The organism is Peribacillus butanolivorans (assembly GCF_001273755.1).
In the GTDB taxonomy this organism is placed as follows: Bacteria; Bacillota; Bacilli; order Bacillales; family DSM-1321; genus Peribacillus; species Peribacillus butanolivorans.
In genome coordinates this window covers 2,803,890-2,818,869 of the sequence record NZ_LGYA01000001.1, presented here as the reverse complement: position 1 = coordinate 2,818,869, position 14,980 = coordinate 2,803,890, and the positions used below count along the sequence as shown (strand labels likewise).

Below are 14,980 nucleotides of genomic sequence, written 5' to 3'. Positions count from 1 at the left end.
ATTGGCCTAATCAATTAGTGCTTAGCGAGACCTTTGCCATTTATGGCAGAGGTCTCTTTATTTTTGTTTAAAAGGAGGAAGATGTGTTGGATTTTTTAACAGGTGAATTTATTTCAGGTCTTTTAGCAATCATTATGATAGATTTGGTTCTTGCTGGAGATAATGCGATCCTTATTGGATTGGCTGCAAGAAAGCTTCCAAAAGATCAGCAAAAAAAGGTGATCATTTGGGGAGCAGTCGGGGCAATTGTTATCAGGATTATTGCAACGCTGTTGGTTGTTGTTATCTTAAAGGTGCCTGGCCTGCATTTAATTGGAGGATTACTGCTGGTATGGATTGCTTATAAGCTTCTTATTGATGAGGAAGAACATGATGTGAAACCCGCTGACTCAATGTGGGCTGCTATTAAAACTATTATTATTGCAGATGCTTTAATGGGATTGGATAATGTTCTAGCTGTTGCTGGCGCGTCACATGGAAATTTCACATTAGTAGTGATTGGTTTGCTTGTGTCGATTCCAGTAGTGATGTATGGAAGCACTTTGATCCTGAAACTGATTGAACGCTACCCATTCATCATAGTAATTGGAGCCGGGATACTAGGCTGGACAGCTGCTAAGATGATCGTAGCTGAACCTTTCATGCACAACTACTTTGCTAATCCATTCGTAAAATACGGATTTGAAGCAATAGTCGTGATTGGGATTTTAGTGGCGGGTAACCTTAGACAACAAAAAGTAGAAAAAGAAAAAGCTATCAGAAATAAAATCCAAATCGAACAGAATGGTTAAAGGGTAATCCAAAGAGACTTTTCGTAAAAGAAAGGTCTCTTTTTTCTGTCTATTGGGCCAGTGCTAGTTAATTCTTTCAGAGTTTTAATTTGAAACCTTTATGGAGTGTGTCGTCAGCTGATGTACTATACTAGTATACTTTTTTATGTTAACGGATAATGGTCCTTAGTTGGAAAATAACTAGCCCCCTTTAATAATGAAGGGGGAGAAAACCCATTATAAAATAACAAATCGGGAGTCAAACTATAGTGGTTGCCTCGTAACTAAACAAGGAAAAAATTAAAGGGATATCATAAGAAAAAAAGAAATATTTATATAAGAAGAAAAAAACTGCGTTAAGGTATATTACCAATGGGATACAAATACATGATTATAACAGGAGAATTAGTAGATGAAACTAAAAGTTGAAGTTGAAAGAAAAATCTCTAAGTCAATTGACAAGGTTTTTGAAGCAATTGTTGATCCTGAAATAATGTCTCAATACTTTATATCTAGCGGGACTAGTCGCATTGAAAGCAATAAAACTATTACTTGGAGATGGGACGATGTTGGTGCAGAGTTGCCTATTACGGTTAAGAACGTAGGCGAAGAAGAGCACCATATAACATTTCTGTGGTCGGCTAGTGGAGTGGAAACTAATGTAGAATTCAAGCTAGAGTGGTTAGACGCAACCTCAACCTTGGTAAAGGTGAGTGAGGATGGCTGGGAAGGAAATGTACAAGGAATAAAATGTTACGGACAACAGACGCAAGGCTGGGTTGATATGATCTTATGTATGAAGGCTTTTCTTGAATTCGGTATCAATTTACGCTCTGGTATCAAAGACAAATTGATGGCAATGCCAATTTCAATACCAGATCTTTCATCAAGACCTTTTTCTCTAACGGTGGACCGTATAATTGATTCATTGCCTGATGCTCTATTCCTAGCGTGGACTAAACAGTTTGACCTCTGGTTTGCATCTCCAGGATCGGTGTTAATGAATGGAGAAGTCAACTCGGTTTTCTTCTTTGAGACAATCTACGAATTCGAGACGGAAAGAAAGGCGAAGCGTCATCCTCATTACGGCCGATTTCTTAGGCTTGAACCCAATAGACTCATCGAATTAACGTGGGTTACCGGGGCTGAGGGAACAAAAGGAGCTGAAACGGTTGTTACGATTGAACTAGAATCTTACACAAACGGTACGCATTTGCGTCTTACTCATGCAGGCTTTCCAGATGAGGAGTCGAGAAATCAGCACGAACAGGCTTGGCCGATTGTGCTTGAAGAATTAGACAAGCGAATGAGGGCAAGTACCACCCAAGAATAAAGAATAGCCCCGGTTAGTAAAAGGGAGATATCGTAATAATGCAGCGATACTCCCTTCTTCAGTCTAAGAAAACGACTTTTGTTTCCGATGAATGATCACACAAAAAAAGGGAGGGCAATTTGGAATGAAGATGGAGTGAAAATTCTGGAAATTGAAAGATTTATTCTGGTTTCGTAATCTTTTATCGGGCTATTACAATAGGAATGTGTCAGAGAGAAATGGAAAGTTTGTTGATTTGGAAAAATGCCAGATAAATCAACAAACTTTAAACCATACTGGAAAGGCATTTTTATAGCCCAACCTAAATCAAGTCTAGATCACTCTTATTTTTACTTTACTTTTGCTTTTTCTAAATAAGCATTTGCTGTTTCAATTGTAGCGTAGAGGCTTCCAAGCGCTGCCATAAATACGTCATGGACATCAGTGGCTTGTATGTTGCGTCCGCGAAAAGATAGGTCAGGAGATGTGCAGGCATCTTCAATGACGGTGCACGTGAACCCATAGTCTACGGCGGCACGGGCAGTTGCGTCGATACACATGTGGCTCATCATGCCACATATGACAACATGCTCGGTGCCAGCTTGACGAAGTTGATTAAGGAGGGAAGTCTCTCGGAAGCTATTCGGATAATTCTTCTGAATGATAGTTTCTCCTTCAAGTGGTGCAACAGCCTCGTTAATCGTGATTCCTTCTGTTCCTGGAGCAAAAAATGGAGCGTTGTGATCATTGAATATATGCTGAATATGAAATATTGGCATGTTTTGGTTGCGGAAAAAATATAGCAACTTTCGGGCGTTATTTGCTGCTCTATTAGGTTCAAATAGCTCCATCCGACCATTTGGAAAATAATCATTCTGAACGTCAACAAGAATTAAAGCTGTCTTTTCCATTTAATACCTCTCCTTATTCTTCCATTTAGATAAAATCTGTTAGTATTAAGTGTTGGTTTTAGGGATTCTGCAAATCCTACCTATCTCTTAATAATATAGAAGGGATAAATTACAAATTAAGTTTATTTGCGTGTAAATTAAATAAAATATATAAGCAAACAGGGACAAAGATGCCCCTGTTTTAAGTGGTTTATAAAGTTTTATTAGTTTAAGTTAATCCATACACTTTTAACTTCAGTATAGTTATCTAACGCATAGCTTCCCATTTCTCGACCAATTCCACTTTGTTTGTACCCTCCAAAAGGAGAAGCGGCATCAAAAGCGTTATAGCAGTTTACCCAAACTGTACCTGCTTTTAATTCATTGGCCACATAATGGGCTTTTTTCACATCTTGTGTCCATAAACCTGCTGCTAATCCATATTCGGTGTTATTTGCACGGCGAATCACATCGTCTAAATCGTCAAACGGCATGGCAGCTACAACAGGTCCGAAGATTTCTTCTTTAGCAATAGTCATTTCATCATTGACACCAGCAAATATTGTAGGTGCTACAAAATAGCCATCGCCTTGTCCATAACTACCGCCTGTAACCACTTCTGCACCTTCTGATTTTCCTTGTTCAATATAACTACCCACACGTTCTAGTTGCTCATTAGATACCAATGGCCCTATCTGTGTAGATGGATCAAGGCCAGCCCCTTGTTTAATGTTTTTTGCGTGGGAAACTAAATCAGCTACCACATTATCATAGGACTTCTTCTGAATATAAAGGCGAGAGCCAGCACAGCAAACTTGTCCTTGATTAAACATAATGCCCGATAAAGCACCGGGAATCGCTTTAGTCATATCAGCATCTGGTAAAATGATATTTGGTGATTTCCCACCCAGTTCTAGTGAAATCTTTTTCACTGTACCTGAAGCTTGGCGCATAATCATTTTACCTACTGAGGTAGAACCTGTAAAAGCAATTTTATCCACATCCGGATGGTCTACTAGTGGTGAGCCTGCTGTTTCACCAAATCCTGGTATAACATTAAGAACACCAGGAGGAAACCCGGCTTCGAGTGCTAGTTGACCTAAATACAATGCTGAAAGTGGTGTTTGCTCTGCTGGTTTTAAAACGATTGTACATCCGGTTGCAAGGGCTGCACCTAATTTCCACGCTGCCATAAGAAGAGGGAAATTCCAAGGAATAATTTGTCCAACTACACCTACTGCTTCATGGCGAGTATAGTTGAAGTAATTCCCTGCAACAGGAATCGTTTGACCGACAATCTTAGTAGTCCACCCAGCATAATAACGGAAGTGATCAATGGCAAGAGGGACGTCCGCATTAGTTGTTTCACCAATAGGCTTCCCGTTATCTAGTGTATCCAATTGTGCTAACTCTTCTTTGTGGGCTTCCATTAAATCCGCTAATTTATAAATGAGGCGACTGCGTTCAGAAGCACTCATTTTTTTCCAAGGACCATTGTCAAATGCTTGGCGGGCTGCTTTGACTGCTTTATCAACATCTTCTGGTCCGGCTTCGCTCACAATTGCTAAAACTTTCCCGTTGGAAGGATCAAGAGTCTCAAAAGTTTGACCAGAAGTAGCTTCTACCAATTCCCCATTAATCAAAAGCTTTTTAGTACCCTTTAAGAATTCTTGTACACGTGGAGTAAGTCGAATTGTTTGTTCCATTTATAAAACCCCTTTTCATTTGGTATAAGTAAATGTTTATTCTTGCAAATTCGCTTAGATAATATGAAAGTCTATCCATGAAACCTATCAAACTTCAGTTTACTATTAGAATTTTGGCATATAGATGTTATACCTAGATTATCAATCGATATATGTGCGCGACCTTTTGTTAATTCAACTATCCTTTATTCAGAATTCTTAGCCTTACCATTTATTGAAACGGCAGTACCTAATTCCTTCGCGAAATTAAGAGTATGACTCATAAACACGTGACTATCAACTTCATCAATTACTGCACGAAATTTGTGTCCAAAAACAAAGGGGATACTTAGACCGAATCTACAAAAATATTTATCCTTGCATGCAATCACTACGACAAATCATCTGCAGTAAGTGCTGAATCGGGCATTTTTAAGACCTTCAAGAGCTGTTGATGTTCAGTTAGTACCACAATGCTTCGTGACGAATCTGTGTTTTTTTATCCAATTTTCGGATGCAACTCATGTTTAAAACGGGTTTGTGCTGCCATTTATTCTTTCTATTTATCTAATGGTTATTTACGCCTCCTTTTTAAAAAAATTGGAATAAGGTACTCAACTGGTTATAATGCAAGACTCATGCCAATAACAAAAACCCTATGAAAACCGTAAAAAATGATTGGGTAGTTTTTAGAAAAATAGTTATTGTTCTAATATGGAACAATTACATGTTCCATATTAGAACAAAATTGAACGAAACGTAGAATCCGTTGGTTTAGTTTCTGAATTTTCTGCTATAATGAAATTGTATGGACAAACCCTTTTTAGCCTATAAAAATTTTGTTGTTCTGTGTGTTCAAAGTTAAGATAGTGAATCAACAAAATTACATAAAGAGTATTTTACAAATGGGAGGAGTTATTCTATGTCGGTCAATATTAGCGCGCCTAAAGAAACCATTCCTACTTTCATTCAAGAATCCTGGAAGCGTTGCCATTCAAAAGGACTTCAACCTAGAATAATGGACAAGGAAAATATGCTGGGTGAATTTGAGCTGGCCGAATTCCAGGATCAATATGCAGAGCTCCTTTATTATTCTTCACCCATTTTAGAAGACGTGTATAGCTCTATTCATGGCATGGAATCTATTCTATTACTTGCTGCTCCTGAAGGATACATCATTGAAACTGTCGGAGATCCATCATTTATTCGGCATGCTGACAATGTTGCCCTTAGAAAAGGGGCAAATTGGCTGGAGGAATCAAAAGGGACAAATGCAATAGGTACAGCTATAGTAGAGAAAAAAACAGTACTTATTCACGGCAGCCAACATTTTTATCAGGATAACCATTTCCTTACTTGTACCGCAACTCCCATTTATCATCCTGATGGTCATCTTCTTGGTGTTTTAAACTTAAGCAGTCATCAACAGGATTATCATCCGTTTTCTATTAGTTTAGTTCAAAGAGTGGCAGATAGTATTAAACAAGCCCTCTTATTAGCCCAAACACAAAAACGAGAGAAAAATCTTTATTTTATATATGATCAGCATCCTGACCCTCTATTTACAATTAATAAAGAAGGTAACGTTACAAGTCTTAATATCGCAGCATCCCGTGCTATTGGCAGTATAGAACAAACCACAACGGGGCAACCGATATCGAGTATAATATCAGGACTAGATACTCTTGCATTAATTAAAGGACTAGAACAAAAGGTTGCAATAAAAAATCAGAAGTTTACAGCACAGCCCCTTATTAAAGATACTCAACATCTGTCCTATGTGACTCTTCGGTTAGAGAAACTAAAACAGATTGATGAACAAACAAATCGTTATCATTTTTCTGATATCATCAGTAATGATTCTCAAATGAATCAAACGATATCCATAGCAAAAAGGGCTGCGAAACTTGATATTAGTCTTCTTATTACTGGTGAAAGCGGCACAGGCAAAGAGCTGTTTGCTCAATCTATTCATGGTGTCAGCTTAAGAAGAGATAAACCATTTATCGCGATTAATTGCAGTGCAATACCTGAAAATTTATTAGAAAGTGAGTTATTTGGGTATGAAAAGGGTGCCTTTACTGGTGCAAATAGCGGTGGACATAAGGGGAAGTTTGAAGCGGCAAATGGTGGAACCTTGTTTTTGGATGAAATCGGGGATATGCCGCTTACTGCTCAAGCGACTTTACTTCGGGTGCTTCAGGAACGTTGTGTGACACGTGTTGGTGGTAATACTTCGCGCCCCATCGATGTGAGAATAATCGCAGCAACTAACAAAGACTTACAGAAAGAAATAGAAGCAGGACAGTTTCGTGCGGATCTATTTTTTCGTCTGAATGGTTTAACCTTAAAACTTCCAAAATTAAAGAATCGTACAGATTTATTAATGTTAGCTGAACATGTTTTATCGCATTTACCCTATAGAAATGAAAGTACAGAGTTAACAGAAGATGCTAAAACATTTATTTTCGAATATGAATGGCCAGGAAACTTCCGCGAATTACAAAACGTGCTAGGGCAGGCTGCTTTTCTAGCCAATCAGAATCCGATTACAAAGGCTTTGCTCGTTTCACTTTGTCCAGTTTCATCTCCGTCAAGAAATGTAGAAGAAACAAAGGAGCAAGAACCTACAAGCATGCTAGATCAAGAAATCCAACTTATTAAAAAAGCGTTGGAACGAACAAATGGAAATATTAGCAACGCAGCAAAACAACTTAAAATTGGCCGTAATACTCTTTATAGAAAGATGAGAACCTACAAAATCATGCGATAACTCAAAAAGTAGGTGATTCAGAGTGTTTTTGAAGTATTTAACTGATGATACTTTTTAACCAATCACCAACTTCCCCGACCTATTTTGGTCGGTTTCTTTGTTATCCACCAACCATACTTGTGGTCTCCAGACTATTTTCCCTGTCACTTATCAACATTTCATCTACTTTACGAGCTGTTTTTTCATGTGTTTGTTCCTTTTGGAGTTTGTTTTTTCTATTCTAAAATCGTATCATAAGAAGATTAACAGATCTTGAATAAAACAATGATAGGCTTATCGTACTTATATAATATGTCGTGTGAAGTGCAGGAAATTAAAACATCATATAGAATAATGTTATTAATATAATAAACTAAAATTCCGAAAGAGAATGTGGTGGTCAATAGTATGGAATTGTTATCAGAACAAAAGAAGTATAAAAAAGTATTGATTCAATATTTAGAAGAAAATCAATCACTGTTTTTAAATGAATGGAACGAGACCATCAAAGTAAATGAAATCGACCCCTACAAAGAAAAAATCAAAGAAAATGGATATGGGATGTACTCCCTAGTCATTAATATTTTTAAGGGATCATTGTCAAATGACGTGCTAACAAAATTGGCTTACCAGGTAGCAAATGAACGCCTTAAAGCAAATATTAATATTGGAGATTTTTTGTACAATATTAATTTAGGTAGAAATATCATTGTCAGAAAGGTTTTTGGGGCAAATATCCCCATTAAATATATACAGAAGTTTATTGATGAAATCAACACACACTTCGATACATTCAGTTATCATGCCGTAACGAGGTATACAAATCTAACAAATGAAGTGATTGAGGAAAAACAATCTTTTATAAGTGAAAATCACAAAGATAAATTAGCGGTATTGGGACAAATATCATCAAGCTTTGTACATGAGTTCAGAAATCCTCTTACAGCTATTATGGGGTTTAATAAATTACTAATAAGGGAGAACCCCAATCTAAAATATTTAGATATAATAGATTATGAACTAAATCAGCTGAATTTTAGAATAACCCAATTCCTCCACACCTCTAAATCTGATTTTAACGAGGAACAAAGAGAGGAAATTTCTGTGTTGGAATTACTTGAAGAAATCCAACAACTAACATATGCGAGTATTGTTGATGCTAGCGTTAATGTAGAAATAGATATTTATCCGAACTTTGTCATAACAGCGAGCAAGGATGGACTAAAGCAGGTATTTCTAAACCTTTTTATAAATTCAATTGATGCTTTAAAGGGGAAAGACCAGCCTAGAACATTAAAAATACATACTATAACTGAGCCAAATGAACGGGTTATTAGAATATCAAATAATGGACCTGCTATTGCAAGTGAAATGATAGAATCCATTTTTGAGCCCTTTTTCACAACAAAAGAGTTAGGTACAGGAATTGGACTTTACGTATGTAAAAAGATTATAGAAAGTAATGATGGTTATATGAATTGTGTGTCTAATGACAATTTAACAACATTCAGTATACATTTCCCCAATAGTTAAATTATTAGTGACCTAAAAGTTCAAGTTCATGGGGATTAATACATATCTTAGGAATATAAAGACCCAATGTTTCCTTAATACATATTCACATATTTTACAGCAGAAACTCGTTGTAGTGTTGTATTTAGCTAAATAGTTGAAGCACATCACTAAACTTACGGTTATTTTAGGGAGAGGACCAAAATCTGTATGGCCAATATACCCCGAAAATCAAGATTCTCTTACTTTTACAGGTTTTAGGTGTACGAGTTTACAGGGCAAGAATGATTTCTAAGGGCGGCGGAGTGATGAAAGCGAATAATCGGATAAAGGTGATTTCGTCTTTCCTAAGAATTAAAAATAAATATTTAAAGAAGATGCCTAAATTAGTAATGGAAATTTAGGCATCTTCTTTTCATTTAATTATTAACCCTCTAGTCTGATATTTTTCACTACGGACATGTTTGAATATTTACGGATTTAAGCAATTACTACAAGTGTCAGATTTTTAGACATTTTTAATAAATTGTCCTGGTATGACGATCAATTCATTTTCACCCGAAATGAACGGATGCAATATACCTTGTAAGTTCACCATAAAAGTTATGTCGAAATTCTAAAAGAAAACAATTAAATTGTCATTTTGTGATTCGGATATGAATCAAAAAGTGTTAATAATTAATTTATGAATCACAAATTAAGTTTTTGATTCAAAATCGAATCATTTTTAGTTATGGAAACTTCTAAATCCTTATATTCTAACAATCCTTTTCTTGGCATGAAACTTGCTTTTATTTTATATAATTACAAATTTTTAGTAAGAGAGGATGTTTATATGATATGAAGGTATCGTAGAGAAAGGTTGTGAGAATTAGAAAAATAATAACTTATACATTAAACACCATCGATTTGTAAGTAACAATCCTCTGTTAAGTTCTATACATATAAAAACCAATAGCTCTTATTTATTCTTTTTTTAAGCCATTATTTTTTTGAAAAAAGTTCTACTGCTTTTGTAACTAACTCGAGAGTCTTTCATGAAAGGGATGGATTGCCATTAAAGAAAATAAAAGTCTCAATAAAGTACTTTCAAAGGTCGATATATTATTTCTAGCTTTTGGAGCAATGATCGGTTGGGGTTGGGTAGTATTATCAGGTACATGGATAGAATCAGCTGGAACACTTGGAGCTATGATAGCATTTTTAATAGGAGGAGTATTAGTTACATTTGTAGGACTGACTTATGCTGAATTAGCTTCTGCGATGCCAGCAGCCGGGGGTGCCCTATCATATGTCCTAAGGGGCGTTGGTCCTAAAGCTGCGTTTGTAGCATCGTGGGCTCTAGCGTTAGGCTATATTTCTGTGGTAGCGTTTGAAGCCGTTGCTTTGCCAACAGTAATTGAATATGTATTCCCTAATTATAAAGTAGGTTTTATGTATTCAATTACTGGATATGATGTGTATTTAACATGGGTGCTTGTTGGGGTAATTGGTTCTATTTTAGTTACACTAATTAATTATTTTGGGGTGAAATCAGCAGCTATACTCCAAATGGTTCTAACTATTGTAATCGGTCTAATCGGTTTGATGTTAATTTTTGGAGCAGGATTTACTAGTGATTTCGCGGATGCAAAACCGTTATTTTTGGATGGAACGGTAGGAATCATTACCGTACTCATTATGACGCCATTCATGTTTGTGGGCTTTGATGTTATCCCTCAAACAGCTGAAGAAATGAATGTTGAACCAAAATTCATCGGGAAAATTCTTGTATTATCTGTAAGCCTTGCTGTTATCTGGTATATTGCAATTATATATGCTGTAGGAGTTTCTTTAGATAACAGTATTATAGGAAGTTCAGTTTTACCAACGGCGGATGCTATGGCTAAAGTTTATGGATCGAGTATTTTTGCAACTGTATTAATAATAGGCGGTGTTGCAGGTATTTTGACGAGCTGGAACGCATTTATTATTGGCGGCAGTCGAGTGTTATATTCGATGGCGGAAAAAAAGATGATTCCAGCTTGGTTTGGTAAATTACATCCAAAAACAAATACGCCTACCAATGCCGTTTTGTTTATAGGTGCTTTATCCATGATTAGTCCATTATTAGGGAGACCGATGTTAGTTTGGTTGGTAGATGCAGGAGGGCTTGCTATTGTCCTGGCATACTTTTTCGTGGCTATCGCATTTGTTCAATTAAGGAAACACGCACCCGAGATGGAACGACCTTTCCGTGCTGGTAAATCAAATATCGTTGGTTGGGTTGCATTAATATTAAGTATAGGATTTATTTCTTTATACTTACCAGGTATGCCAGCAGCACTAATTTGGCCTTATGAATGGCTGATTTTTGCAGGATGGTGGGCTATTGGTTTAATTCTAATGTTTAAAATGAGAAAAAATTACAGTGTAGACAAAATGAAGTATACTACGGAAGGTCAGTTGCCGATGGATGAGATTAAGGAAGGTTAATAGACAAATTATAATTCTTTTAGTCCATTTAGCTAAATTCACTGCTGATAAATTGATTAATGTAAAAAGGCTACTCTTGATGAGTAGTCTTTATTCTGTTCCATAAATAAAGGGAGGATATAGGTGATATTTTCAGATGAAAGTGTTCGGAATGACTACATCTTTACAATCCTTTGATATAGTAACTACTATCATGGCAGACTACTTACATTTCTACGTAAAAACTGAATAATTATTTTTTATAGGAATTAGCAGGAGTTAGTTAAGAGTGGTCAGTTGAATTAAACTTAATTATGCTCATTCATTTGCAACTTTGCATTCCTTTGCTAGAATATAAGCATAAAGAAAAAAATAGGAGTGGTGACTGTGGCTGAAACTCCAGCTGAAGTAAAGGATTTAATTCACTATATCGAACCAAAGGGAGAGTTTATCTCTTTTTCAGATGAGGCGGATTATATCGCTAAAGGTTTAGAATGGAAATTATTCACTGCTCGTTCAGTAAAAAGAGAACTACTATATAAAAGCGGAAGCTATCAAGGAAAAGTGAAATTGGCTGGTTATGAACAATATGGTAACGGTCTTGATACGATTGTTGTTGAATTTGAAAATGGTAAGCTTAGCTGCATTCACCCTTCATATTTAAAGGAAATGCAAAGTTCGAATTTCGGTAAAGAGCTATTGAGTGGGCCAGTTGCTGAAGCATCTGCACCTTTAACTGAGGGTGAACAAGTAACAGTTGTCCAAGTGACAGAAAGTCCTGAGCAGCTAAGTGAAGCACCAAAAAAGGCAAAGTCAAAGAGTAAAAAGGCACCAGCGAAACCTAAACTGGACTTACCAGCAGACAAAGTCCATTTCACAGCAACCGTCAAGGAATTTACTGCAAAAATGAACCATTTCACCGGTGAAGAAGATGAGGTAATCCTGTTAGAGAATGTCAAAGTGACCACAGATCCAGAACTCTTCATTGGTGATGCCTGGTGTGGATATAGCAAAACATTAAAAAAGGCAGAACTTGAAGAAGGCGACGAAATAGAATTTGACGGAAAAGTGGTTGACAAGAAATACGATAAAGAAATTCGTTATAAAGTGAACAATCCATCAAAGTTAAAAAAAACGGAAGCATAATTCTAACTTTATACCTTAGTAAAACAGGTAGTAGGCTATTGCTTACTGCCTTTTTGTATGGATTGTTTGCTCCAAGTGACAGGTATTTATAGCAAAAAATGTACAGAGGGATTCGATTTTTATCTTAGTAATTGATGTTTAGAAGTGGCATATAATCATGAATATGGAGAACTGCTGATCTCATCAGTGATTAGAAGGATGAAGGGGCACTTTTGAAATGTACGTTGGTAAATCATTCATGACGAGAATGTTGAACTCAATTGAAATAGATAGAGCTTTTTCCCTTTTTTGGTTTCATATAATACAGCGTTGGGGATAATACAATATTATAAAAGCTTATTAAAAGTAAAGGGGGCCTCTATTATGAAAGAATTATTCCAGTTATTAAAACAAGGCAATAAATCGGCATTTATTGCCGCTTGTGTGAATAGTATTATCGCTGTGTTAAAGGGGATAGCTTATTTCATGACGGGGAATGTGGCTATGTTTGCGGAAACATTGCATACCTTGGGGGATGCTGCGAACCAGTTTTTCGTTTTCATTGGTTCCGCATTAAGTAAAAAGTCACCAACAAATCGTTTTCCAGATGGATTCGGACGACTGGTTAACCTAGTTCTTTTAGGGGCTGTGTTGGTTGTTGGGATCATGTCTTATGAAACGATAAAAGAAGGATTTCATCACATCTTGCATCCAGTAGAGTCAAGTGGGATGATAATTAATTTGTCCGTTCTCGCGTTAGCGGTTGTGTTGGAATCATATGTATTATTTAAAGCGATGAAAGAAGTAGTACATGAAGCGGGGATAGAAGCGAAAGGAACTGCAGTCATCTATAAAAGCTTCGCTGGGTTAAAACGTGCAAAACCAGCAACGAAATTAGTATTTATGGAAGATATGGTCGCAACAGGTGGAGGTATACTGGCGTTAGTAGCCATATTGTTGGCGAATTTCACTCCCTTTATTCAAGCAGAAGGTGTTGCTTCTGTCATGATTGGTCTCGGTATGTTTTATGTGGTTGGAAGGGTTTTTCTTGATAATGCAGCGGGAGCTCTTGGTGAAGCTGATATTGAGATGCGTCAGAAAATAGGAACTATGGTCATGAGTGATCCGGATGTGAGAGATATCCAAAAACTGGCGGTATTAAAAGAAGGAGAAGATTTTCATGTGGAATTAGAGGTAGAACTTGATGCCCAAATTTCTATCGCCCAGGCTGATGACATTAAAGACCGGCTCTTTGATGAAATTTTCAAGGAAAGAGGGGTAACGGATGTCATTATAGAATTTGATGAAAACGACGGCGTTGCTAATTGGGAAGGTGAACTTAATAAGGAACTAAATGAAAGGAAACAAGATAAATAGAAGGGAGTGTCATATCTCCAAAATGTGAATCTTGTCTAATTGGTGTATGGGCTTCTATTGAGAATAGAAAATCAGGTTTGATTAAGGATAATATTAAATAAAAAAGTAACATTTATAAATGCAAGATAGTTAAAATTAATAAAATATAAATCTAAATAAAATGCTAAAAGGTCACAAAATATTTGTGACCTTGAAACCTGTTCATTGAATCACGCTCTTTCCTTGGATAAGCAATATACGCTATTATGGAATTATGTACATAGAGAAGAATTCAGAAAGGGTGAATAAGAATGAATAAACCAGAAATTAAACTAGTAGCGCTCGACATGGATGGGACACTTCTAAATGAAGCGGGAGAAATTTCTGCGGAAAATCGGAAAGCAATTAAAGAAGCAGAAAACCAGGGGGTTTTTGTGGTGTTAAGCACTGGAAGATCCTATGCGACTTGCAGTGATTTTGCAAAGTCAATGGAGCTTCAGTCATATCTTATAACGGTTAATGGTAGTGAAATTTACGACAATCAAGGGAAATTGGTGGAAAGAAATATAGTCGATAGTGAATCCATACAGTGGATGTGGGAATTAAGCCAAAGGCATAGTACGCATTTTTGGGCAATTAGTTGTGATAGTATATATAGGGCTGAAATGCCTCAACGAATTCATGACTCGCAATGGCTTAAATTCGGCTTTGATACAAAAGATGAAGCCATTCGCCAAACTATTATGGACGAACTTAAATCAAAAGGAAATCTTGAAATAAGCAATTCAAGTCCAACGAATATTGAAGTGAATGCACTTGGAGTAAATAAAGCGAAAGCAATTGACCTTGTTTGTTCATTGCTCAATATTACAATGGATAATGTAATGGCAGTAGGAGATAGTCTAAATGACCTTGCCATGATTCAAGAAGCAAAGATGGGTGTAGCGATGGGTAACGCTCAAAAGATAGTTAAGGAAAAAGCAGATTGGGTCACTGCTACTAACCAAGAAGATGGAGTAGCTAAAGCAATCCAAAAATGGGTGCTCTCCAATTAATTGAAAGCTGTATGTGGATTTAATCCATATACAGTTTTTTATTTAAATTTAACTCGTTAAGAGTGGTAT

At 36.5% G+C, this 14,980-nt stretch carries 10 protein-coding genes; 8 read left to right on the top strand and 2 right to left on the bottom strand.

Annotated features, from left to right (window positions below; translation table 11 throughout):
* The first annotated feature begins 86 nt into the window (after positions 1–86).
* Positions 87–791, top strand: a complete 705-nt coding sequence (locus tag AKG34_RS12815) for a TerC family protein (protein WP_053346418.1) — start codon at positions 87–89, stop codon at positions 789–791.
* Positions 792–1,182: 391 nt separating this feature from the next.
* The gene (locus AKG34_RS29470; RefSeq protein ID WP_152952285.1) at positions 1,183–2,103 is read left to right on the top strand and encodes an SRPBCC family protein; all 921 of its coding nucleotides are present in this window, start codon (positions 1,183–1,185) and stop codon (positions 2,101–2,103) included.
* Between the two features lie 329 nt (positions 2,104–2,432).
* Here the strand turns inward: AKG34_RS29470 and AKG34_RS12805 are convergent, their stop codons facing one another.
* The gene (locus AKG34_RS12805) at positions 2,433–2,993 is read right to left on the bottom strand and encodes a cysteine hydrolase family protein (RefSeq protein ID WP_053346417.1); all 561 of its coding nucleotides are present in this window, start codon (positions 2,991–2,993) and stop codon (positions 2,433–2,435) included.
* Positions 2,994–3,196: 203 nt separating this feature from the next.
* Positions 3,197–4,678: an aldehyde dehydrogenase family protein gene (locus tag AKG34_RS12800; protein ID WP_053346416.1), complete on the bottom strand. Its 1,482-nt coding sequence runs from the start codon at positions 4,676–4,678 to the stop codon at positions 3,197–3,199.
* A gap of 901 nt (positions 4,679–5,579) precedes the next feature.
* Between AKG34_RS12800 and AKG34_RS12795 the strand changes: the two genes are divergently transcribed.
* From AKG34_RS12795 to AKG34_RS12770, 6 genes are all read left to right on the top strand, one after another.
* Entirely contained in the window at positions 5,580–7,430 is a 1,851-nt protein-coding gene (locus tag AKG34_RS12795) for a sigma-54-dependent Fis family transcriptional regulator (protein WP_053346415.1), read from the top strand.
* 387 nt (positions 7,431–7,817) lie between these two features.
* Positions 7,818–8,942, top strand: a complete 1,125-nt coding sequence (locus AKG34_RS12790; protein ID WP_053346414.1) for a histidine kinase N-terminal domain-containing protein — start codon at positions 7,818–7,820, stop codon at positions 8,940–8,942.
* Between the two features lie 1,029 nt (positions 8,943–9,971).
* The gene (locus tag AKG34_RS12785) at positions 9,972–11,396 is read left to right on the top strand and encodes an APC family permease (RefSeq protein ID WP_083450779.1); all 1,425 of its coding nucleotides are present in this window, start codon (positions 9,972–9,974) and stop codon (positions 11,394–11,396) included.
* A 366-nt stretch (positions 11,397–11,762) separates the two neighbouring features.
* Entirely contained in the window at positions 11,763–12,521 is a 759-nt protein-coding gene (locus AKG34_RS12780) for a hypothetical protein (RefSeq protein WP_053346412.1), read from the top strand.
* 363 nt (positions 12,522–12,884) lie between these two features.
* A complete protein-coding gene (locus AKG34_RS12775) occupies positions 12,885–13,877 on the top strand; it encodes a cation diffusion facilitator family transporter (protein ID WP_053346411.1) in 993 nt (330 codons plus the stop codon).
* A 290-nt stretch (positions 13,878–14,167) separates the two neighbouring features.
* Positions 14,168–14,911, top strand: coding sequence for a Cof-type HAD-IIB family hydrolase (locus AKG34_RS12770; RefSeq protein ID WP_053346410.1), 744 nt, complete (start codon positions 14,168–14,170; stop codon positions 14,909–14,911).
* Positions 14,912–14,980: the final 69 nt, after the last annotated feature.